The 20,719-nt window shown below is 73.6% G+C and carries 20 protein-coding genes and 1 pseudogene; 12 read left to right on the forward strand and 9 right to left on the reverse strand.

The genetic code is table 11. From position 1 onward, the window contains the following. Positions 1-66: 66 nt before the first annotated feature. On the reverse strand, positions 67-456 hold the full coding sequence (locus AB0K52_RS16605; RefSeq protein ID WP_363532522.1) for a MerR family transcriptional regulator: 390 nt from the start codon (positions 454-456) through the stop codon (positions 67-69). Positions 457-501: 45 nt separating this feature from the next. On the opposite strand from AB0K52_RS16605, the gene AB0K52_RS16610 reads away from it, so the two are divergent. From AB0K52_RS16610 to AB0K52_RS16630, 5 genes are all read left to right on the forward strand, one after another. Continuing rightward, positions 502-1,254 carry an alpha/beta hydrolase gene (locus AB0K52_RS16610; protein ID WP_363532525.1) on the forward strand — a complete coding sequence of 251 codons (753 nt, stop codon included), beginning with the start codon at positions 502-504 and terminating at the stop codon, positions 1,252-1,254. Positions 1,255-1,351: 97 nt separating this feature from the next. Then, a complete protein-coding gene (locus tag AB0K52_RS16615) occupies positions 1,352-2,227 on the forward strand; it encodes a sulfite exporter TauE/SafE family protein (RefSeq protein WP_363532528.1) in 876 nt (291 codons plus the stop codon). A gap of 76 nt (positions 2,228-2,303) precedes the next feature. Next, positions 2,304-3,041 carry a phosphotransferase gene (locus AB0K52_RS16620; RefSeq protein WP_363532531.1) on the forward strand — a complete coding sequence of 246 codons (738 nt, stop codon included), beginning with the start codon at positions 2,304-2,306 and terminating at the stop codon, positions 3,039-3,041. 40 nt (positions 3,042-3,081) lie between these two features. Next, complete coding sequence (locus AB0K52_RS16625; protein ID WP_363532534.1) at positions 3,082-3,960, forward strand: alpha/beta hydrolase; 879 nt, start codon at positions 3,082-3,084, stop codon at positions 3,958-3,960. A 167-nt stretch (positions 3,961-4,127) separates the two neighbouring features. Beyond that, positions 4,128-5,345: a glutamate-cysteine ligase family protein gene (locus tag AB0K52_RS16630; protein ID WP_363532537.1), complete on the forward strand. Its 1,218-nt coding sequence runs from the start codon at positions 4,128-4,130 to the stop codon at positions 5,343-5,345. A 124-nt stretch (positions 5,346-5,469) separates the two neighbouring features. Here the strand turns inward: AB0K52_RS16630 and AB0K52_RS16635 are convergent, their stop codons facing one another. Continuing rightward, complete coding sequence (locus AB0K52_RS16635) at positions 5,470-5,925, reverse strand: Lrp/AsnC family transcriptional regulator (protein ID WP_363532540.1); 456 nt, start codon at positions 5,923-5,925, stop codon at positions 5,470-5,472. An 80-nt stretch (positions 5,926-6,005) separates the two neighbouring features. Here AB0K52_RS16635 and AB0K52_RS16640 point away from each other — a divergent pair, with 80 nt between their 5' ends. Beyond that, positions 6,006-7,283: an APC family permease gene (locus AB0K52_RS16640; protein WP_363532543.1), complete on the forward strand. Its 1,278-nt coding sequence runs from the start codon at positions 6,006-6,008 to the stop codon at positions 7,281-7,283. Position 7,284: 1 nt separating this feature from the next. Here the strand turns inward: AB0K52_RS16640 and AB0K52_RS16645 are convergent, their stop codons facing one another. Genes AB0K52_RS16645 through AB0K52_RS16660 form a run of 4 tightly spaced genes read right to left on the reverse strand, consistent with a single transcriptional unit; the run spans position 7,285 to position 11,537 of the window. Continuing rightward, on the reverse strand, positions 7,285-8,313 hold the full coding sequence (locus tag AB0K52_RS16645; protein WP_363532546.1) for an NAD-dependent epimerase/dehydratase family protein: 1,029 nt from the start codon (positions 8,311-8,313) through the stop codon (positions 7,285-7,287). A 19-nt stretch (positions 8,314-8,332) separates the two neighbouring features. Next, a complete protein-coding gene (locus tag AB0K52_RS16650; RefSeq protein ID WP_363532549.1) occupies positions 8,333-9,619 on the reverse strand; it encodes a hypothetical protein in 1,287 nt (428 codons plus the stop codon). Beyond that, on the reverse strand, positions 9,616-10,845 hold the full coding sequence (locus AB0K52_RS16655) for a HAMP domain-containing sensor histidine kinase (protein ID WP_363532552.1): 1,230 nt from the start codon (positions 10,843-10,845) through the stop codon (positions 9,616-9,618). Before AB0K52_RS16655 ends, AB0K52_RS16650 begins: the two co-directional genes overlap by 4 nt. Next, positions 10,845-11,537 carry a response regulator transcription factor gene (locus tag AB0K52_RS16660; protein WP_363532555.1) on the reverse strand — a complete coding sequence of 231 codons (693 nt, stop codon included), beginning with the start codon at positions 11,535-11,537 and terminating at the stop codon, positions 10,845-10,847. Before AB0K52_RS16660 ends, AB0K52_RS16655 begins: the two co-directional genes overlap by 1 nt. 137 nt (positions 11,538-11,674) lie before the next feature. On the opposite strand from AB0K52_RS16660, the pseudogene AB0K52_RS16665 reads away from it, so the two are divergent. The 6 genes and pseudogenes from AB0K52_RS16665 to AB0K52_RS16690 all read left to right on the forward strand — a co-directional run. Then, positions 11,675-12,097: pseudogene (locus tag AB0K52_RS16665) on the forward strand (DUF2064 domain-containing protein); the annotation flags it as partial. 156 nt (positions 12,098-12,253) lie between these two features. Then, positions 12,254-12,940 (forward strand): glycosyltransferase family 2 protein, encoded by a 687-nt coding sequence (locus tag AB0K52_RS16670; protein ID WP_363532601.1) that lies wholly within the window; start codon positions 12,254-12,256, stop codon positions 12,938-12,940. Positions 12,941-12,951: 11 nt separating this feature from the next. Continuing rightward, positions 12,952-13,743, forward strand: a complete 792-nt coding sequence (locus AB0K52_RS16675) for an S-methyl-5'-thioadenosine phosphorylase (protein WP_363532558.1) — start codon at positions 12,952-12,954, stop codon at positions 13,741-13,743. A gap of 58 nt (positions 13,744-13,801) precedes the next feature. After that, positions 13,802-14,917 carry a PLP-dependent transferase gene (locus AB0K52_RS16680; protein ID WP_363532561.1) on the forward strand — a complete coding sequence of 372 codons (1,116 nt, stop codon included), beginning with the start codon at positions 13,802-13,804 and terminating at the stop codon, positions 14,915-14,917. Between the two features lie 73 nt (positions 14,918-14,990). Then, positions 14,991-16,493, forward strand: coding sequence for a molybdopterin-dependent oxidoreductase (locus AB0K52_RS16685; protein ID WP_363532564.1), 1,503 nt, complete (start codon positions 14,991-14,993; stop codon positions 16,491-16,493). A gap of 379 nt (positions 16,494-16,872) precedes the next feature. Then, the gene (locus tag AB0K52_RS16690; RefSeq protein WP_363532567.1) at positions 16,873-17,289 is read left to right on the forward strand and encodes a pyridoxamine 5'-phosphate oxidase family protein; all 417 of its coding nucleotides are present in this window, start codon (positions 16,873-16,875) and stop codon (positions 17,287-17,289) included. 225 nt (positions 17,290-17,514) lie between these two features. Here the strand turns inward: AB0K52_RS16690 and AB0K52_RS16695 are convergent, their stop codons facing one another. From AB0K52_RS16695 to nhaA, 3 genes are all read right to left on the reverse strand, one after another. Next, positions 17,515-18,342: an alpha/beta fold hydrolase gene (locus AB0K52_RS16695; protein ID WP_363532570.1), complete on the reverse strand. Its 828-nt coding sequence runs from the start codon at positions 18,340-18,342 to the stop codon at positions 17,515-17,517. A gap of 630 nt (positions 18,343-18,972) precedes the next feature. Continuing rightward, positions 18,973-19,722, reverse strand: a complete 750-nt coding sequence (locus tag AB0K52_RS16700) for a class I SAM-dependent methyltransferase (RefSeq protein WP_363532573.1) — start codon at positions 19,720-19,722, stop codon at positions 18,973-18,975. 40 nt (positions 19,723-19,762) lie between these two features. Next, positions 19,763-20,719 (reverse strand): Na+/H+ antiporter NhaA (gene nhaA / locus AB0K52_RS16705; RefSeq protein ID WP_363532576.1); only part of this gene is annotated, 957 nt, incomplete at its 5' end.

Here is a 20,719-nt window from a genome sequence, read left to right on the forward strand (position 1 = left end):
GATGGCGGTTAACCCGGTCCGGCACCGGCCAATCGGCGTTCGCGGTGCCGATGTCAGGCATAGGGGTCATGGAAGGTCGGGGCCGTCCTCGAACGGGCGGCTCGCGGCGGCCGCGACCTGGACGGCGAGGCGGCGGCGCTTCGCCTCGAGGGCGGCGATCTGGTCCTCCAGCCGCTCCATGCCCTCGCCCAAAACGGCGCGCGAATGGTCGCAGTGGCGGATGCCGTCATCGACGGCGCAGGGCAGGATCTCGCGGATCTCCTTGCTGGACAAGCCGGATTCGAGGAGTTCGCGGATCCGCTCCACCCGGGAAGGGGCGTCCGCGCCGTAACGGCGGTAGCCGTTCGCGTCGCGGTCGGACACGAGCAGTCCCTGCTCCTCGTAATACCGCAGCAGACGGGCGTTCACTCCCGTGCGGCGCGACAGCTCGCCGATCAGCACCATGACCTCCGACACAAACGTTGGACCTTCACACCGGTGTCAAACCATAACGTCGCCGCCATGGCGAACATTTCTCTCACTACCAAGACCTCCGGCTCCGGCCCCGGCATCGTCCTCGCCCACGGCGCGGGCGGCGGCATCGAAGCGAACTTCGGCAGCCTCATCCCGCTTCTGGCCAAGGGCCACAAGGTGACCGGGTCCGACTTCCCGGGCGACGACACGCCGCTGGACCTCGACGCCCTCGCCGACGCCCTCGTGGCCGAAGCCGCCACCGAGCGGTTCACCATCATCGGCTTCTCGCTCGGCACGGCCGTCGCCGTCCGCGCCGCCGCCCGCCACCCGGGACGCGTGACCGGCCTCGTCCTCGCCGCGGGCCTCGCCCGGCCCGACAACCGGCTGCGCCTGGCACTCGACTTGTGGAGCGCGCTCCTGGCCGCGGACGACCGCGACTCCTTCGCGCGCTTCGTCCTCGCCTCGGCCTTCAGCCCCGCGTTCGCCAACGGCATGCCGCCCGAAGCGCTCGCCCCCACGATCGAGGGCATCGCCGCCACGATTCCCGGCGGCACCGCGGCGCAGGCGGCACTGGTCGGACGGGTCGACACCACCGGGGACCTGGCCGGGATCAGCGTGCCGACGCTGGTGATCGAGGCGACCGAGGACCTGCTGGTCGATCCCGCGAACCACCGGTACCTCGCCGAGCGCATCCCCGGAGCGGAGCACGCCCAGATCAAGGCCGGGCACGTGCTCATGCTGGAGCAGCCCGAGGCCTGGCACCGGACCGTCCTGGAATTCCTCGCCCGCCACGACCTGTAGCGGCGGCGGGCCGCTCCCGGCGCTCGGTCCGGGAGCGGCCCTTGCGGGAAGCGTGCACAGCACATCCGCTCGGCCCGGTCGCGCGAGGCTCGCGCGCATGGCGCAGACTTCGGACCGCACCGTCCCTCAAGTGCGCGACCAGCGCCGCCGACCGTGGGAGCACCGGATGTCCGCGACCATCGACCTGACCAGCGGCCTTTCAGGCTGGCTCGAACTGAGCGCGATCATGGCGGCCGGGTTCGGCGCCGGGATGATCAATGTCGTCGTCGGATCGGGGACGCTCATCTCCTTCCCCGTGCTCCTGCTGTTCGGCTGCCCGCCCGTGGTCGCGAACGTCTCCAACACGCTCGGCCTCGTCCCCGGCAGCCTGTCGGGGACCATCGGCTACCGCAGAGAACTGCGCGCGACTCTGGCACGACTGCTGCTGCCAGCGTCGACGGCCGGGGGCATCGGCGGCGCGGCGCTCCTGTTCGTGCTGCCGTCCGAGGCGTTCGAACTGATCGTGCCCGCGCTGATCGCCCTTGGCATCGCGATGGTCCTCCTCGGGCCGCTCGTGCAGCGCAGCGCCGCCCGGCGGGCTGCCGGCCGGCCCGCGCCCACCGGGACTCCAGTGCGGAGGAACGTCGTCACCTTCGCCGGCGTGTTCCTACTGGGCGTGTACGGCGGCTACTTCGGCGCCGCGCAGGGCATCCTCATCGTGGGGCTGCTGAGCATGCTCACCGTCGAGACCGTGCAGTCCCTCAACGGGATCAAGAACCTGCTCGTCATGGCCGTGAACCTGATCGCGGCGGTCACGTTCCTCATCATCGCCCCCGCCAGTGTCGACTGGCTCGTGGTCGCCCTCATCGCGGTCGGATCGGCCCTCGGCGGGATCGTCGGCGCCCGGGTCGGCCGCAGACTCTCCCCGTCCGCGCTCCGCGGCATCATCGCCTCCATCGGCACGGTGGCGATCGTCTACCTGCTCGCGACCTGAGCCGCGGCCGGTAGGGTCGGGGCGTGGATCATCGAGTCGCCCCTGACCCTGGCGCACCGGATTCCGGTGGTGCGGTTTGAGTTCCGAGAGTGCGGTGCCGTTGACCGGCGGGCGGATCGCGGCCGGTGTCGTCCGGGTCGGCGACACCGTGCGGCGACCGGCGTGCGAGGGCTCGGGTTTCATGGCCGCGCTGCTGCGGCTGCTCGAGGAACGGGGTTTCACCGGCGCGCCGCGGTACCTGGGGCAGGAGGGCGGGGCGGACCTGCTGTCGTTCATTCCCGGGACGGTGCCCTCGCGGTTCCAGGCGTGGTCTGACGGGCAGGTGCGGGCGGCGGCGGTCCTGCTGCGGGCCATGCACGACGCGACCCGAGGCAGCGGGCTGGCCGCGCGGTTCGAGGTGGTCTGCCACCACGACCCGGGCCCGAACAACGCGGTCTTCCAGGACGGCGTACCCGCGGCGTTCATCGACTTCGCCGAGGCCGCCCCCGGCGACCCGCTCGAAGATGTCGCCTACCTGGCCTGGACGTGGTCGATCTCCTCGACGGGGACGATGCCCCCGGCCCGGCAGGCCGGGCAGGTGCGGCTCATCGCCGACGCGTACGGGCTGGCTTCGCCCGAGCGGCAGGTCCTGGTCGACTGCGTGCTCGAGCGGCAGGCGCGGAACGTGCGGTTCTGGGCGGGCTTCCAGGCCCGACCGGCGACCGCGCCGGCCACGGCAGAGCAGATGGCCGACCGCATCGCGTGGAGCAGGCGAGAGCACGCCCACCTCTTCGCGCACCGCCGGATCTTCGACGAGGCCCTGGCCCGGCCCTGATCGACGTGTCGGACGCGGCGCGGCGGGTATCTCAACGGCCATGTTCAGCGGATTCGACGAATGGGACATCGAGACCGCGCCGGGTGTGGCGCTGCACGGCCGGTCGGGCGGCGAAGGGCCCGCGGTGCTGCTGCTGCACGGGCACCCGCGCACGCACGCGACCTGGTACCGGGTGGCTCCCGCGCTCGCCGAGCAGGGCTACTTGGTGGTCTGCCCCGACATGCGCGGGTACGGCCGCTCCTCGAAGCCCGAACCGGACGACGAGCACCTGGTCTACTGCGACCGGGCGATGGCGGGCGACTTCGCGGCGCTGATGTCGGCGCTCGGCCGGGAGGCGTTCGCCGTCGTCGGCCACGACCGCGGGGCGTACGCGGCCTTCCGGACCGCGATGGACCATCCGGAGCGGGTGAGCGCGCTGGGGGTGTGCGACGGCGTGCCGATCGTCGAGACGCTCGAGCGGGCGGACGCGGCCTTCGCGGCGGCGTGGTGGCACTGGTTCTTCCTCGGCGCCTCGCCACACGCCGAGCGCGTGATCACCGCCGACCCGCTGGCGTGGTACCGGCTGGACGAGGCCGCCATGGGCGCCGAGAACCACGCCTACACCAGTGCCGCCGTGGCCGATCCGCGCACGGTCAGGGCCATGGTCGAGGACTACCGGGCGGGGCTGGCCGTCGACCCGCGGCTCGACGCGGCCGACCGGGAGGCCGGGCGGCGGGTGCGGGCGCCGGTGCTGGCCATGTGGTCGAGCCGCGACGACACCGGGCGGCGGTACGGCGATCCGGGTGCTATCTGGGAGCAATGGTGCGAGCGGCCGGTGCGCCGGGCGGTCGTCGAATCGGGCCACCACATGGCCGAAGAGGCTCCCGGGCAGGTCACGGAGTCCCTTGCCGCGTTCCTGGCGGCAGTACTCGCAAAGTGACCGACCCGCCCGGAAACACAAGTTACCTTCATATCGGTGTTCCGAAGGCCGCGCAGGCCCCGGCCGGTCCGGCTTAACGGGCGCCGTTCTGGGCATCCTCCCGATGCCTCCCGACGGGTGATCCCGCACGGGACGCTCTGCATCTCGGCTCCGAAAGGAGAGGTTGCATGGACACGCCGTTCACTGCGGACGAGGCGGCCGCCTACATCGGGCGGCGGGGCTTCGTCACCGGACCCTCGCGGCGCGTCGGCGTCGAGCTCGAATGGCTCGTCGAACCGCGCGGCGACCTGGAGACCCGCTGGGACCTGCCCAACGGCGGCGCCGTCAGCCGCGAGGCCGGCGGCCAGGTCGAGATGAGCTCCGCGCCGGCCGACGACCTCGCCGCGTGCGTCGCGTCCGCCGAGACCGACCAGGCCGCGCTCGAAGCGGCCCTCGCCACGCGCGGCCAGACCGTGCGCGGCGGCGGCTTCGACGGCTCCTCCAACCCGGTCCGCTACGTCGACGACGACCGCTACCGGACCATGGAGCGGTACTACGACCGCGAGGGGCAGTGGGGTCGCATGGTCATGTGCGGCACCGCATCCGTCCAGGTCAACCTGGACGCGGGCGACGACGAAGCCGAGCTGCGCCGCCGCTGGGACCTCGCGCACCGGCTCGGGCCGGTCCTGATCGCCGCGTTCGCGAACTCGCCCGAACTCGACGGGCGCCCCAGCGGCTGGAACTCCACCCGCCAGGCCCTGTGGTGCAGGCTGCCCGGGTGGGGCCGCGCGGTCTCCGAGGAGGGCGACCTGCGCCGCGACTTCGCCCAGTGGGTGCTCGACTCCGAGGTCATGTGCCACCGCTGCGACCCGCCGCGCCCGTGGGACGTGCCGCCGGGCATGACCCTGCGCGACTGGATCCGGCACGGCCACGACGGCCGGTGGCCCACGCGCGATGACGTCGAGTACCACATGAGCACGCTCTTCCCGCCCGTGCGGCCGCGCGGCTGGCTCGAGCTGCGCATGATCGACCAGCAGCACGGCGACGGCTGGATCGTGCCCGCGATCGTCGCGACGACCCTCATGGACGACCGGCGGGCGGCCGCCGCCGCGTACGAGGCGACCGAGGCGCTGTGCGACGGGCGGCCGCAGCCGCCCACGCGCGTGTGGGAGGAGGCCGCGCGCATCGGCTTGGCGGACGACACGCTTCAGGAGGCGGCGCTCGCGTGCTTCGCGGCGTCGGCCGAAGCGCTGCTGCGGGCGGACGCCCCGCAGCGGCTGCGGTCGCTCCTCGCCGAGTTCCGGCGCCGGTACACCGACCTGCGCCGCTGCCCGGCCGACGACTGGCTCGACCGCCTGCGCGGCAGCGCTCCGCCGCGGCTCGAGGCGGCGGCCCCGGCGCCGTAACGGCTACTCGAGCGGTTCGACGATCCGGTTGTGCAGGCGCTGGAACACCATCGACGTCTGGCTCGACCGCCTGCGCGGCAGCGCGCCGCCGCGGCTCGAGGCGGCGGCCCCGGCACCGTGACGGCTACTCGAGCGGTTCGACGATCCGGTTGTGCAGGCGCTGGAACACCATCGACGTCTGGAACCGGGCCACCTCGGGCCGGGTCGCCAGGCGGTCCACCAGGAACGAGTGCAGCCGCTCAGTGTCCTGCACGGCCACATGGAGGACGATGTCGCCGCCGCCGGAGACCGTGAAGACGGTGAGGACCTCGGGCCAGGAGCCGACGGTCTCGCGGAAGCCCTCGTAGGCGGCCCGCTGGTGCTGGCCGAGCTGGACCGTGACGAGCGCCTGCGCGTTGCGGCCGATGGCGGCCAGGTCCACCTCCGCGCCGTAGCCGCGGATCACGCCGCGCTTCGTCAAGGACCGCACGCGCTCCAGCGCGGTCGAGGGCGCGACGCCGATGCGGCGGGCGAGTTCGCGGTTCGAGAGCCGCGCATCCGTCTGGAGGAGGCGCACGATCGACGCGTCAAGTTCGTCCATCCGCGTATTGTCGCGCCGATTCCGGTCAAACGTTCGGCGGGACCGCGATGAGGCCGAATGGATGCCTAACCTTTGGTCCCATGACCACCCGCCTCCGCCCTCACGGTTCGCTCGGGACGTCCCGAGGGACCGCCCTCTACCTCGGTGCCGTGCTCGGCCCCGGCGTGCTCGCCCTCCCCGGCCTGGCCGCCGCCGCGGCCGGCCCCGCCGCGCTCGTCGCCTGGGCCGCGATGCTGCTCCTGTCGATCCCCGTCGCCGCCACGTTCGCCGCGCTCGCGACCCAGCGCCCCGACGCCGGCGGGGTCGCCACCTTCACGCGCGCGGCGTTCGGCGACCGCGCCGCCGCCGTCTGCGGCTGGTGGTTCTACGCCGTCATCCCCGTCGGCGCGCCCTCGGCCGCGCTCGTCGGCGCCGCCTACATCGCGGACGCCGCCGGGCTCGGCGGCGCCGGCGTCACCGCGATCGCCGTCGCACTCCTCGCGATCGCGTTCGCCGCCAACCACATCGGCCTGCGGCTCTCGGGCGGCGCGCAGCTCGTCCTCATGGGCCTGCTCATCGCCCTCCTCGCGGGCGCCTGCGCCGCCGCGCTCCCGCACTTCGACGTCGGCAACCTGACCCCGTTCGCGCCCAACGGTTTCGCGGGGGTCCTCTCGGCCGCCGCGGTCCTGTTCTACGCCTTCTCCGGCTGGGAGGCCGCCAGCCACCTCTCCGGCGAGTTCACCGACCCGGCCCGGCAGCTGCGCCGCGTCACCGCCCTCGCCCTGGCGATCGTCGCCGCGATCTACCTCGCGCTCGCCTCGGCGACCGCGGGCGTCCTCGGCCCTGCCGCCGCCGACTCCCCCGTGCCGCTCGCGGACCTGCTCGCCTACGCGTTCGGGCCGGCCGCCGGGCCGGTCACGGCCGTGTGCGCGGGCCTGCTCGCCTTGGGCGCCATGAACACCTTCATCGCCGGCTCGTCCCGGCTCGGCGCGGCCCTCGCCCGCGACGGCGCGATGCCGGCGCCGCTCGCCGAAGGCGTCGAGCCCGGCCGCACGCCCCACCGCAGCCTCGCCGTGCAGGCGGCGGCGACCGCCGCCGTCCTCGCGCTCGCGGTGGTCCTCCGCCTCGACCTCGACTTCCTCATGCGCGCCACCTCGGCCGCGCTCGCGTCGGTCACGGTCCTCGCGTGCGCCGCGGCCGTGAAGCTCCTCCACGGGCGCGCCCGCTGGGGCGCGGCGTTCGCCACCGCGTGCACGGCCGCGATCGCCACGGCGCTCGGCTGGTACCTGCTGATCCCGCTCGCGGTGGCCGCGCTCGCGCTCGCCTACCTGCGGCGACGGGCGAAGGAACCGGAGCGGGCCTTGCGGGACGGGCGGTGATTCAGCGGAGCGGGTCGCTCGCGAAGGCCCGCATGCCGTCCGCGAACGCGGTCTCGGCGCGGAAGCCGATGGCCGCGGCGGCGAGGTCCGGGGAGGCGACGACATGGCGGACGTCGCCGAGCCGGTACTCCCCCGTGACCACCGGTTCGGGGGCGCCCGGGAACGCCGCCGCGAGGGCGCGGGCCATGTCGCCGACAGTGTGCGGCTCGCCGCTGGCGATGTTGCAGGCGCCCACCCAGTCGCCGTCGAGGGCGAGGACGTTCGCGCGGGCGACATCGTGGACGTGCACGAAGTCGCGGGTCTGGGCGCCGTCCTCGAACACCCTCGGCACGCCGCCGGACTCGAGCGCGCTGCGGAAGATGCTCGCGACCCCGGCGTACGGCGTGTCGCGGGGCATCCGGGGGCCGTAGACGTTGTGGTAGCGCAGGGCGCAGACCCGCGCGCCCGACTCCCGGCCGTACAGGAACGCGAGGTGCTCGGTGTGGACCTTGGTGGCGGCGTACACGTTCCGGGGATCGAGGGAGGCGTCCTCGGTGACCGGTGCCCACGCCAGGTCGGCGCCGCAGCGCGGGCAGCGGGGGTCGAACCGGCCCTCGTCGAGGTCGGCGCGGCGTCGCGGCTCGGCGCGCACTTCACCGTGCTCGGGGCACCGGTAGCGGCCTTCGCCGTAGACGACCATCGAGGACGCGACGACGAGGCGGCCGGCGAACGAGCGCCGCCACAGCGCCCGCAGCAGGGTCGCGGTGCCGAGGTCGTTGTCGGCGACATAGCCGGTCACGTCGTCGAAGTCGACGCCGAGGCCTACACGGGCCGCCTGGTGGCAGACCGCGTCGACGCCCTCGGTCGCGTTCCGCACGGCGTCCTCGTCGTTGAGGTCGCCGACGATGAGCTCGACCGAGTCCGGCAGATCGGGGGCCTTCTCGTGGGCGGTGAGGGAGTCGAGGACGACGACCTGGTCGCCGCGCGCGGCGAGCCGTTCGACGATCCCGCCGCCGATGAAGCCGGCGCCGCCGGTCACGAGTACACGCATGTTCGGTCCTTTCTCAAGTTCACCACTGCACTCGCAGCGCGGCGGCGATGACGACGGCGACGGCCAGTTGGAGCGCCAGCCACGCGCGGGGGCGCGTCAAGGCGCATCCGGCCAGGAGCACCAGGGGCATGAACGGCTGCCAGATCCGCTCCACTTCGGACGATGACATGCCCGAGAGGTCCGCGGCGGCCACGGCCGCCAGGCACGAGCCGACCACGAGCCACATGCGGCGGTCGCGCAGGCGGGAGAGCGCCACCGCGGTCGCCGGGCCGAGCGCGAGCGCGAACACCGCGAGGTTCGCGAGCAGGAAGTACCAGTACCCGCGCAGCGCGGCCACGCCCGCGTAGTACCGCACCCGCGTGGCCTGCAGCCCTTCGAGCCACCAGTAGCCCCACGCCAGCGGCAGGAGCACGACCGCGGCGGCCAGCGCGCCGCCGCCGAGGAGCACGCCCCAGCGGCGGCGCCCGACCGCGACCGCGACGAGCGGGACCGCCAGCAGTGCGGCGGAGAAGGACAGCATGAGCGCCGCGCCCGCGAGCAGGCCGCCCGCGGCGGTGAGCAGCGCGGCCCGGCCGCCGGAACGGCTCGTGGCCAGTACGAGGCAGGCGACGGCCGCAAGGGTGACGCCCGCGAAGACCAGGTCGGCGTTGTTCTGCCAGAACGCCGCGGGCGCGAGGGCGAGGAACGGCGCGGCCCGGCGAGTCGGGCGCTCTCCGGCGACGTCGCGGCCGATCGTCAGGGCCGCGGCGATCGCGGCCGCGACGCCGAGTTTGACGACAGTGTTCTGGAAGACGAGGCCGTCGAGGCCGACTTGCTCTGCGGCCCAGAAGAACAGGACCAGCCCGGGAGGGTGCGACTGCATGTGGACCGGGACGTCGCCCGCGAGCTGGACCGCGGTGTAGCCCTCGAGGAACGGGCCGAAGCCGCCCGCCTCGTCCACGAGGTCCGTGTGGCCCGCGTAGTGGTTGTCGAGGTCGATCCAGGTCAGCGGGTGCGAGTGTGCGACGGCCGCGGCGAGGCTGAACGCGGTGCCCGCCAGTGTGGTCGCGAACAGGGCGTAGCGCCAGCGCCAGCGCGCGCAGATCGGGGGGAGGAAGGCGATGATCAACGCACCCATGGCGATAGGGGCGAGGAGCCCGGCGTCGACGTGCCATTCCCAGCTGCCGTAGAGGGGCATCGCGCCGAGTTGGAGGTTGCCGGTGGCGTTGGCGAGCTTCTCTTGGCCGAGTATCCAGACGAGGGCCAGGAGCAGTGCCCATGCGGTGAGGACTGAGGCGGCCTGGAGCGCCGCCCGGCGGCCGGTCATCGTGATCCGCTGGGGAGGGTGACGGTGAAGCGGCAGCCGCCGGCGGCGTTCGCGACGGTCACCTCGCCGCCGTGGGCTTCGATGAGGCCGCGGCTGATCGCGAGGCCGAGGCCGCCGCCGCGGTCGTCGCGGGCGCGGGCCTGGTCGCCGCGGAAGGCGATGTCGAACACGCGCGGCAGGTCGGCGTCGGGGATGCCGCCGCACTCGTCGGTGACGTGCAGGATCGCGGCGTCCGTGGAGGCGGCGGCCTCGACGGTGACGGTGCCGCCCGGCGGCGTGTGCCGGATCGCGTTGTCGAAGAGGTTGTCCAGGGCGCGGCAGTATTCGCGCGCGGCGACCTCGATCGGCGGGAGCGGCGCGACCCGTTCGACGAGGGTGACGCCCTTGACTTCGGCGGCGGCGCCGGCCCCGGCCAGCGCGTCGGCGAGGGCGTCGCACACTTCGACCTTCTCGCTGCCGAGGCGGAGAGAGCCGCTGTTGATGCGGGAGAGTTCGAAGAGGTCGTCGACGAGGGCGGTGAGGCGTTCGGCGTCGGTGCGGATCTGGGAGTGGTAGCGCTTGACGGCGGCGTCGTCGTCGACCACGCCGTCGTCGAGCGCTTCGGCCATGGCGCGGATCGTGGCGAGGGGCGCGCGGAGGTCGTGCGAGACCCAGGCGATGAGTTCGCGGCGTGAGGATTCGAGGGCGCGCTCGCGCCGCTGCGACTCGTCGAGTCGGCGGGAGACGGCGGCGAGTTCGCCTGCGAGCGAGGCGAGTTCGACCGGGCCGGTCACGGGCGGGGCGGACGCGGCGCTGATGCGGCCGTCGCTGCCGACCATGGTGCGGGCGTACGCGCCGACCTGTTCGGCGCCCGCGCCGATGTCGTCGCCGAGCTGCCAGGCCGCGCCGAAGGCCACGCCTGAGGCGACGATGAGGACCACGAAGAGGAGCACGAGGTCGTGGAAGGAGATGAACATGGCGAGGGCGGCGGTGACGACGCCGGTGGCGGCGACCAGGACCGAGGAGAGGGCGACGGTCATGGTCTGGACGCGGGCGGGGCGGCTGCGCAGGCGGCGGAGCACGAGGCCGCCGCCGACGCCGGCCACGGAGGAGGCGACCGCGGCGACGGCGATGAGGACGGCGATGTCCTTGGGCGGGAAGTCGAACGCGAACGCGAGCACGGTGGCGGCGGCGAGCGCGACCGCGAGGATGAGCAGGGAGCCGGCGAAGCGGCGCGGGTGGGCCATCACGGCTCCCACCGGTAGCCGACGCCGCGCACGGTCGCGAGGTGCCGGGGCGCGGACGCGTCGGCCTCGACCTTCTCGCGCAGGCGGCGCACATGGACCGTGACGGTGGACGTGTCGCCGATGCTCCAGCCCCACACGGTCTCCAGCAGCTCCTCGCGGCGGAAGGCCCGCCCGGGGTGGGTCAGGAAGCACACGAGCAGGTCGTACTCCTTCGTGGTGAGTGTGATCGGCTCGCCTTTGCGGCGCACGACGTGGGCGACGGTGTCGATCTCGACGTCGCCGCCGGTGAGGAGCGCGGCGGGCGCGGGCGGGGCGGCGGAGCGGCGCAGGACGGCCCGGACGCGGGCGGCGAGCTCGCCTGGGGAGAAGGGTTTGGTGACGTAGTCGTCGGCGCCGAGGTCGAGCCCGGCGATGCGGTCGTTCTCCTCGCCGCGGGCGGTGAGCATGACGACCGGGATCGCGGTGGCCTCGCGCAGGCGGCGGCACACCTCGAAGCCGTCCATGCCGGGCATCATGAGGTCGAGGACGACCAGGTCGGGCAGGGTCGCGAGGGCCTGCCGGAGCCCGGCCTCGCCGTCGGGGGCGTAGTCGACCTCGTAGCCGTCACGGCGCAGGTAGCGGGCGACGACCTCCGCGAGCGCGGGGTCGTCGTCGACGACGAGGACGCGCACGTCGTCGGCTTCGGAGCTCATGGCACTACGATGCCCGATCGCCCGGGCCCGCGTCACCCGACGGGCCGAGACTTTCGCATACCGTAAGGATCTTCGCGGGTTCCGGGGCCGGTCCGGTCCGTAGCATCGGACGCATGCAGCGGACCCACCTCCTCGTCATGGCGAAGGCCCCGGTCGCGGGCCGGTCCAAGACCCGGCTCTCGCCACCGCTCACGCCTGCGGAGGCCGCCTCGGTCGCCGAGGCCGCGCTGGCCGACACGCTCGAAGCGGTGGCCGCGTGCGGCGCGGAGCGGTTCCTCCTCGCGCTCGAGGGCGAACCGGGGCCGTGGCTGCCTGCCGGGTTCGAAGTGTTCCCGCAGGTCGAGGGGTCGTTCAACGAGCGGCTGGCGGCTGCCTGGTCGTACGCGGGCGGGCCGGGCCTGCAGATCGGGATGGACACGCCGCAGGTGACGCCGGAGCTGCTCGACGCGGCGCTGGCCGTCGTCCTCGACGGCGCTGAAGCGGCGCTCGGGCTCGCCGAGGATGGCGGCTGGTGGGCGCTGGGCTTGGCGCGGCCGCACCCCGAAGCGTTCGAGGGCGTGCCGATGAGCCGGGCGGACACCGGTCTGCTGCAGCGCAAGCAGCTCGAGGCGATCGGGCTGGCGGTCGCGGACCTGCCGGTGCTGCGCGACATCGACGACATCGGGGACGCCCGCGCCGTCGCCGCGTACGTCCCGGGAACGCGCACGGCCGCGCGCGTGCGCGAACTGCTCGAGCCCGCCGCGGTCGACGTGGTCCTGCCCGTGCTCGACGAGCGCGAGGCGATCCCCTGGGTGCTGGAGCGGATGCCGGAGGGCTACCGCGCCATCGTGGTCGACAACGGCTCGAGCGACGGCTCCGCCGAGGTCGCCGCCCGGCTCGGCGCGCGCGTGGTGGCCGAGTCGCGCCGCGGTTTCGGCGCGGCCTGCTACGCCGGGCTCGCCGCCGCCACCGCCCCGGTCGTCGCGTTCATGGACTGCGACGCCTCTTTGGACCCCGCCGACCTGCCCGGCGTGTGCGGGCCGGTCCTGGACGGCGAGGCCGACCTGGTGCTCGGCGCGCGGGACGCCGAAGCGGGGGCGCAGCCGCTGCGCAACCGCCTCGCCAACCGCTACCTCGCCCGGCAGGTGCGCCGCGGCTTCGGCGTGCCCCTCACCGACCTCGGACCGATGCGGGCCGCCCGCCGCGAAGCGCTGCTCGGGCTCGGCATGGCCGACCGCCGCTCCGGCTGGCCGCTCGAAATGGTGCTGCGGGCCGGCAGCGCGGGCTGGCGCATCGCCGAACGGCCCGTCCCCTACCGCGCCCGCACCGGGAAGAGCAAGGTGACCGGCACGCTCGGGGGCACCCTCCGCGCCGTCAAGGACATGCGGGCGCAGCTGGCGCGATTCAAAGCGGGACAAGGATGAAGGAGCACACTGTGCACGAAGGACAGCCCCGGGCCGACATCGGCGTCTTCGGCGGCTCCGGTTTCTACACGCTCGACGACGACGCCGAGACCTGGGAGGCCGAGACGCCGTGGGGGTCGCCGTCGGCGCCGGTCACCATCGCCCGCGTCGGCGAGACCCGGGTGGCGTTCCTGCCGCGGCACGGCGCCGACCACCGGTACCCGCCGCACCGCGTCAACTACCGGGCCAATGTGGACGCCATGCGGCAGCTGGGCGTGCGGGCGCTCATCGCCCCGTTCGCGGCCGGGTCGCTGCGCCCGGAGATCCGGCCCGGCGAGTTCGTCGTCTGCGACCAGCTCGTCGACCGCACCTGGGGCCGGTCCTCCACGTTCTACGAGTCCTTCGAGGACGGACCGGTCCACATCCCGTTCGCCGAGCCGTACGACCCGCGGCTGCGCCGCGTCCTGCTCGACGCCGCGGGTGAGACCGGCGTGACCGCGCACGACGGCGGCACCGTCGTGGTGATCAACGGCCCCCGCTTCTCCACCCGCGCCGAATCGCGCGCGCACCGCGAATCCGGCTGGCACGTCGTCAACATGACCCAGTCCCCTGAGGCGCCGCTCGCCATGGAGGCCGGCATCCCCTTCGCGGGGATCGCCCTGGTAACCGACTACGACGCCGGGCTCGACGAGGCCCCGGGCGTCGCGCCCGTGACCGACGCGGCCGTGCTCGCGGTGTTCGAGGCGAACCTCCACAAGGTGCGCGAGCTCCTGTACGCGGCGGTCCCGAAACTCGCCGCGATCTCCGGACCAGCGGGAACGTAAGCGAAATGTAAGGGCATTTCGTTGAACAGCGGGCGCCGACCGCCGTAGCGTCAGCCCCATGAGCGACAAGCGAACCCGCTTCGAGACCCTGGCCGTGCACGGCGGCGAGCCGCGGCCCGGCGCGCACGGCTCGGTGGTCTTCCCCCTCTTCCAGGGGACCGTCTTCGAGGCCGACTCGGGCGACGCCCCGTACATCCGGCTCGGCACCAACCCGTCCCAGCGCCACCTCGAGCACCGGCTCGCGGCCCTCGAGGGCGCCGAGACCGCCGCCGCCACCGCCTCGGGCATGGCCGCGATCACCGCCGCGCTCCACAGTGTCCTCGGCGCGGGCGACCACCTCATCGCCGCGGGCGTCTTCCACGGCGGCACCGGCCGGTTCCTCACCGAGCACGCCGCCCGCCTCGGCTGGACGTACGACCTGGTCGATCCCGGCGACCCGGACGCGTGGCGGCGGGCGCTGCGCCCGCGCACCGCCGCGTTCCTGACCGAGACGATCACCAACCCGACGGTCCAGGTCGGCGACCTCGTCGGCGCGGCCCGCTTCGCCCGCGAACACGGGCTGGCCTCCCTGATCGACAACACCCTCGCCACGCCGGTCGTCTTCAGGCCCCACACCGTCGGCTTCGACCTGGTGTGCCATTCGGCGACGAAGGCCCTCAACGGCCACTCCGACATCGCCGCCGGGGCGGTCACCGGCTCGCGCGCGCGGATCGAACGCGTCAGATCGGTACTGCGCGCCTACGGCTCCGCGCTCGACCCCCACGCCGCGTTCCTGCTCTCGCGCGGGCTCAAGACGCTCGCGCTGCGGGTCAGGCAGCAGAACGCGAACGCGCTCGCGGTCGCCCGGTTCCTGGCCGCGCACGAGGCGATAGAGCAGGTGCGCTACCCCGGCCTGGCCGCGCACCCCGACCACGGGCGGGCCGCGGCGTGGTTCGACGGCTTCGGCTCGGTCCTGTCGTTCCGGCCCGTCGGCGGCGCCTCGGCGGCGGATACCCTGGTCAAGGCCTTGCGGCTGCCGTACGCGGCGGCGAGCCTCGGCAGCGTCGAATCGCTGGTGACCCGCGTGGAGGCGGACGACCACCCGGACATACCGGACGACCTGATCAGGTTCTCCGCCGGGATCGAGGCGCCCGACGACCTCGTCGCCGACTTCGCGCAGGCGCTCGGCGACTGACCGGGCGACGGATTTTAGCGGATCGTAAGCGCCATCGCCGGTTCCGCGGCGAAACAAGCGCGATCATGGAGGCATGGACACCGCGCACCCCGCTTCACGCCGCGCCTGGGCCGCGGCCGGCCTCGTCGCGACGCTCGCCGGCCTCGCCGTCGGCCACCTCGCCGCCGCCCTGACCGCACCGCGCGCCGCGCCGCTGTCGGCCCTCGCCGACACCGTCATCGCCGTCGTGCCCCTCGAGGTGTCGCACTGGTTCATCGAACTCGTCGGCACCCTCGACAAACCCCTGCTCATCATCGGGATCGGCCTCGGGGTCGCCGCCGCCGGAGCGGCGATCGGGGCGCTGTGGCGCACCCGCCCCTGGGCCGCGCGGGCCGCGCTCGCCGTCTTCGCCGCCGTCGGCGCGGCCGCGGCCGTCGCCCTCCCGGGCCTGGGCGCCTCGGCGGCCGTGCCGTCGATCCTCGCCGCGGCGGTCGCGTTCGCGGGGCTCCAGTGGTGGGACCACCGCTACCGGACCGAAGCCGCGGGCCGACGCCGGTTCCTGGCTGTCGCGGGCGGCGTGGGCGCGGCCGCGCTCGCGGGCTCGTGGTGGGCCTCCAGGGTCGGCCCGGCCGCGATCGAAGCCGACCGCGACCAGCTCGTCCTGCCCGAACCCGACGCGCCCGCCGTCGAACCCGGCCCCCGCGCCGACCTCGACGCCGAAGGCCTCTCCTCCTACCTGACGCCCAACGGCGACTTCTACCGCATCGACACCGCGATCACAGTGCCCCGCATCGAGGTCGACACCTGGAGGCTCCGCGTCCACGGCATGGTCGACCGCGAACTCGAGTTCACCATGGACGATCTGCTCGGCCGCGAGCTCATCGAGCGCGACATCACCCTGTGCTGCGTCTCGAACCAGGTCGGCGGCGACCTGGTCGGCAACGCCCGCTGGCTGGGCGTCTCCCTCCCGGCCCTCCTCGCCGAAGCCGGCGTCGACCCCGAGGCCGACCAGCTCGTCTCCCGCTCCTCGGACGGCTGGACCGCCGGCTCCCCCACCGACCTCGTGTTCGACGGCCGCGACGCCCTCATCGCCGTCGGCATGAACGGCCAGCCCCTGCCCGTCGACCACGGCTGGCCCGCCCGCCTGGTCATCCCCGGCCTGTACGGGTACGTCTCGGCGACCAAGTGGCTCACCGAACTCGAACTGACCACCTTCGACGCCTACGACGCGTACTGGATCACCCGCGGCTGGTCCACCCCCAGGCCCATCAAAACCCAGTCCCGCATCGACACGCCCCGCCGGAAGGCCAAGTCGGGCACCGTCGCCGTCGCCGGCGTCGCCTGGGCCCAGCACCGCGGCATCTCGGCGGTCGAGCTTCGCGTCGACGACGGCGACTGGCAGCCGTGCGAACTGTCCGATGTGTCCACCACCGAAACCTGGCGGCAGTGGCTCCTCGAATGGGACGCCTCCCCCGGCGACCACACCCTCACCGTCCGCGCCACCGACGGCGACGGCGTCGTCCAGACCAGCGAGGTCCAGGGCGTCATCCCCGACGGCGCCACCGGACTCCACAGCATCACGGTCACCGTGGACTGAACGGCCTCCCGCCCTGCATGAGACCGGGATGTCCGTCCCGTGAGAGTGCGACCTCCGGCCCCACTGCCCGGCGGCGGCCCGCGGTCTCCGGTCGCACGTGCGCGGGCGGTCAGGCGCCGGACCGGGCGACCACGACCGGGCGGGGGCGCGGCGGACGCGGCACTGACCGAGCCGAGCACCTCCCGTGCGGCCTCGTCGCGGCCGAGCTCGCCCGCGACCAGCCGATCGTCGTCCGCGTAGACGGCTCGTCGGCGGCGCGGTCGGCACGGATCGGCATCCGCACCCTGCCCGGTCTTGGTAGCGTCGGGTTCGAAGGGATCACCGCGTCCCACAGGGCGCGGTTCCAATGGGCGGGCGGGCGGCCGAAGGGGGTGCGGACGTGGACGACAAGCGTGTCCCGACGCCGCTGAACGCGACGCTCGCGCTCGGCCTGCTCGGGCAGGAGGAGTTCGGGCGGGTGGCCTTCATCTCGGAGGGCCGGCCGACCATCAGGCCGCTCAATCACGTCCTGGTCGAAGGCCTCATCATCGTCCACACAGGGCATCACACCGCGTTCGCCCAGGCGGTCCTCGCGGAGCCCGGTCTGCACGTCGCCTACCAAGCGGATGCGATCGACAAGCACACGCGGCTCGGCTGGAGCGTCCTCGTCGCCGGCACCGCCTCGGACGTCACCGACAGCCGCCGCACCGAGCGCCTCGGCCCCCGCGTCCACTCCTGGCTGCAGCGCCCGCTGGACACCGCCATCGCCATCAGGCCGCACAAGGTCACCGGCCTGCGCCTCACCATCGAGCATTAGCCCTGCCACCGGCCCCCTCCTTGACGACCGCAGGCGCCGCGTTGGCGTGATTTCGGGGAGATGCTGGCCTCTGCGATGTGCTCGACCGCCGCTGCACCGCAGGCGAGCCCGATTCGGCGACCTGCGCCGAACGGGCGGCCGTGTGGAAGGCCGGGAGTCTGAACGACCGGCCCGAGAGGCGCCGGCGCAGGATACTCCCGACCAACGGACGGCCCGCCGCGACCGTCAGCGCACGGACTCGGTCCAGCGCGTGAGTGCGGCCGCGAGGCGGACCGGTGCGTCGAGGTGGACGAGGTGGCCGGCGTCCTCGATGATCGCGAGCGAGGCGCGCGGCATGGCCTCCTGGAGTCGGTGGGCGTGGTCCACGGGGATCCAGGCGTCGTCGGCGCCCCACACGATGCGGGTCGGTTCGTCGATGTCGCCGTAGCGGTCCTCGACCTCGTCGGTGAACCGCTCGTCGGCCTGCGCGATCTGCCGGTAGAACGCCCCCTGTCCGGTCTCACCGGTCCACGGTTCGACCAGCGCCTCGAGGTCGGCGTCGCCGACCCCGCGGTGGGAGGCGCCGCGGATGTACGCCTCGACGGCCCCGCGGTGCACGGGAGGCGGCAACTGAGTGAGGACGTCGGCGTGCTCGCGCACGAGGCGGTAGAACGGCGAACCCCAGGGCCGCAGCGCCACCACGTCGATCAGGCACAGTGAGGCGTACCGGGCGCCGTGGAGCAGGCGGGCGCGCAGCGCGACCGTGCCGCCGTAGTCGTGGGCGATCACGTGGGGCCGCTCGAGGCCCCACTCTTGGAGCAGGTGCGCGAAGAGTTCGGACTGGAAGCCCAGGTCGACGGCGTGGGACGGGTCCTTCGAGGAGCGGCCGTAACCTGGCATGTCCCAGAGGTGGACGGTGAAGCGGTCGGCGAGCGCGTCGGCGAAGGGCCGCCACAGGTAGGACGACCAGGGCGTGCCGTGCAGGAGCGTCAGCGCGGGCCCGGACCCGAAGCGTTCCCACGCGATCGTCCGGCCCTGCCAAGTGAGCGTGCGGGAGAGATCATGTGTCGGCATCCGTCGCACCCTACCGGTGTTCGCGTTCCGCGTCAGGCGTTCACGCCCGCCGGGGGGCGGCTTGCCCCCGCCGATGACCGCACGCTTACGCCCGCAACGGTGTCCGGAGTCAACGACGGCTGCTGGGGCTCGGAAGGACTGCTGCTCTCGAACCTGACGGAGGTCAGCCGTCGTTCGGTCTGGGGGGCCCGGATGCCGTTGGCGCGTGGCCGCGCCTCGAACAGCGCGGCGAGCCGGGCCAAGGCGGGGTCGGCAGTCGCCGCGGCGGGCGTTCATCGCGTACCGGGCGGCGGTGTCGGTGCGGGCCTGCATGCCGGTGACGGTCTTCAGGGCGCGGGGTCGGCGAGGTAGTGGTCGGCCGCTTCGGCGGCGAGGCGCTCGATGCGGGGGCCCTGCGGATCCCAGGTCGCGGCTTCGGCGACGCGTCTGGAGAGGTCGAGCAGGGTCGTGTCCTGGAGCGCGTGCTCGAACTGGTCGAGGCAGTCGTCGAAGCCCCTCGGGGACCCGCGAGGCTGGCTGCCGATGCCGAAACCTTCTACCTTGACCTCAGGTCAAGGTCAAGCATTGAGATTCGGGCGTCGGCGTGGCCGAGACCCTCCCTTGGCGGCCGCAGTCGAGGGCGGACCGCGCTCAGGCGGCGGCGATGGTGATGATCGAACCGGAATCGTTCGGGTGGAAGGGGTCGCGGTCCCAGGTGCCGTACCGCTCGGCGACCGTGAACCCGGCCGCAGCCAGGAGCCGGTCCAGGTCGGACACTTCGGTGAAGCGGAGGGCCCCGGAAGCGGTGAGCGGCCGGTCCCAGTACGGCCCGGTGAAGACCGTTGCCACGGTGACCACGCCGTCGTCGTCGGGCTCGCTCGCCTCGTGGTGGACGCGCAGTCGGGCACCGGCCGGGTCGGTGACCTCGTACGGGTGGTCGGGATTCCACTGCCGCCATTCGCGGCGCGCCGGGTTGCGCGTGTCGAAGGCGAACCTCCCGCCACTGGCCAGGGCGCGGCGGATCGCGACGAGCGAGTCGTGGACGGCGGCGTCGTCGAGCAGGAGCTGGAACGCGTTGCCGCTCATGACCGCCAGGTCGAATTCGCCGGTCCAAGACGCCTGCGCCGCGGTGGCGAGCCGCCATTCGGCCGCGTCGCTCTCGCGGGCCTGATCGAGCATCGCTGGGTCGGGATCGAGGCCGGCCAGGTGCCCGGCGTGCCCCTCGGCCCTGGCCCTTCGCAGCAGGGTCCCGGTCCCGCACCCGACGTCGAGCACCCGGTCGGCGGCCATGACCAGGTCGAGGTAGAAGGCGTCGCTAGCGCCCCACGGGTTGAGTCGGTCGTAGAGCACGGCGTCGAGCGTCTCCCCGTCCAACGCGGCCGGGTCGTAGGTTCGTGTCACGGCGCGATTCTCACGGCTGCAAGCGGTTCGGGCAAGCGGATTAGTCCTCGGGTGCGTCTTGCGGGTGTCTGGGTGCGGTGAGGGCGACGAGGGCGGCGCCGATGAGGGCGGCCAGGAGTGATCCGGCGAGGACGCCGATCTTGGCCTCGGCGGTGAGCGCCTCGGTGCCGCGGAAGGCGAGCTCGGTGATGAACAAGGCGACGGTGAACCCGATCCCGGCCACGGCGGCGATGCCGGTCAGCAGCGGCCAGCCCGTCCCCTCCGGGAGGCGGCCGATACCGAGCTTCACGACGATCCAGGTGGTGAGGGTGATGCCGAGCGTCTTGCCGACCACGAGCCCCAGCACGATGCCGAGGGTGACCGCCGAGGACGCGGCCGCGGCGACGAGGTCGCCCGAGAGCGCCACGCCGGCGTTGGCGAGCGCGAACAGCGGCAGCACGACGAACGAGGAGAACGGGTGGTTGGCCGCCTGGAGCCGCTCGGTCGGCGCGATCGCGTCGCGGCGCAACCGCACCAGCTGCTCGGTCTCCTCGGCCGTCAGGCCCTCCTTCGCGAGCTCCTGGGCGCGCGCGTGCGCGGCGGCGGGGTCGAACAGGGGCTTGGCGGCGATGATCAGGCCCATGATGACGCCCGCGATCGTGGCGTGGATGCCCGATTCGAGCATCGCCAGCCACAGGGCGACGCCGACGATGAGGTACACCGGCGCGGACCAGACGTTGAGCAGCCGCAGCACGATCGCGGTCGCGAGGATGACCCCGGCCGCGGTCAGCCAGCCGGTGTGGATGTCGTCGGTGTAGAACACGGCGATGACCGCGATCGCGCCCAGGTCGTCGACGATCGCCAGGGTGAGCAGGAAGACCCGTGCGGCCGAAGGGATACGGGAGCCGAACAGGGCCAGCACACCGACGGCGAAGGCGATGTCGGTGGCCATCGGGACGCCCCAGCCGCCCGCGCCCGCGCCGTCGGCGTTGAGGGCGGCGTAGATGAGCGCGGGGAC

The organism is Glycomyces sp. NPDC049804, from assembly GCF_040674615.1.
Classification (GTDB): Bacteria; Actinomycetota; Actinomycetes; order Mycobacteriales; family Micromonosporaceae; genus Glycomyces; species Glycomyces niveus.

Coding starts and splice junctions, on each gene's coding strand:
- AB0K52_RS16625 (WP_363532534.1), top strand. CDS start 3,082: ATGTTCAGCGGATTCGACGAATGGGACATCGAGACCGCGCCGGGTGTG.
- AB0K52_RS16650 (WP_363532549.1), bottom strand. CDS start 9,619: ATGACCGGCCGCCGGGCGGCGCTCCAGGCCGCCTCAGTCCTCACCGCA.
- AB0K52_RS16640 (WP_363532543.1), top strand. CDS start 6,006: ATGACCACCCGCCTCCGCCCTCACGGTTCGCTCGGGACGTCCCGAGGG.
- AB0K52_RS16660 (WP_363532555.1), bottom strand. CDS start 11,537: ATGAGCTCCGAAGCCGACGACGTGCGCGTCCTCGTCGTCGACGACGAC.
- AB0K52_RS16635 (WP_363532540.1), bottom strand. CDS start 5,925: ATGGACGAACTTGACGCGTCGATCGTGCGCCTCCTCCAGACGGATGCG.
- AB0K52_RS16610 (WP_363532525.1), top strand. CDS start 502: ATGGCGAACATTTCTCTCACTACCAAGACCTCCGGCTCCGGCCCCGGC.
- AB0K52_RS16630 (WP_363532537.1), top strand. CDS start 4,128: ATGGACACGCCGTTCACTGCGGACGAGGCGGCCGCCTACATCGGGCGG.
- AB0K52_RS16680 (WP_363532561.1), top strand. CDS start 13,802: ATGAGCGACAAGCGAACCCGCTTCGAGACCCTGGCCGTGCACGGCGGC.
- AB0K52_RS16645 (WP_363532546.1), bottom strand. CDS start 8,313: ATGCGTGTACTCGTGACCGGCGGCGCCGGCTTCATCGGCGGCGGGATC.
- AB0K52_RS16685 (WP_363532564.1), top strand. CDS start 14,991: ATGGACACCGCGCACCCCGCTTCACGCCGCGCCTGGGCCGCGGCCGGC.
- AB0K52_RS16615 (WP_363532528.1), top strand. CDS start 1,352: ATGGCGCAGACTTCGGACCGCACCGTCCCTCAAGTGCGCGACCAGCGC.
- AB0K52_RS16655 (WP_363532552.1), bottom strand. CDS start 10,845: ATGGCCCACCCGCGCCGCTTCGCCGGCTCCCTGCTCATCCTCGCGGTC.
- AB0K52_RS16695 (WP_363532570.1), bottom strand. CDS start 18,342: ATGCCGACACATGATCTCTCCCGCACGCTCACTTGGCAGGGCCGGACG.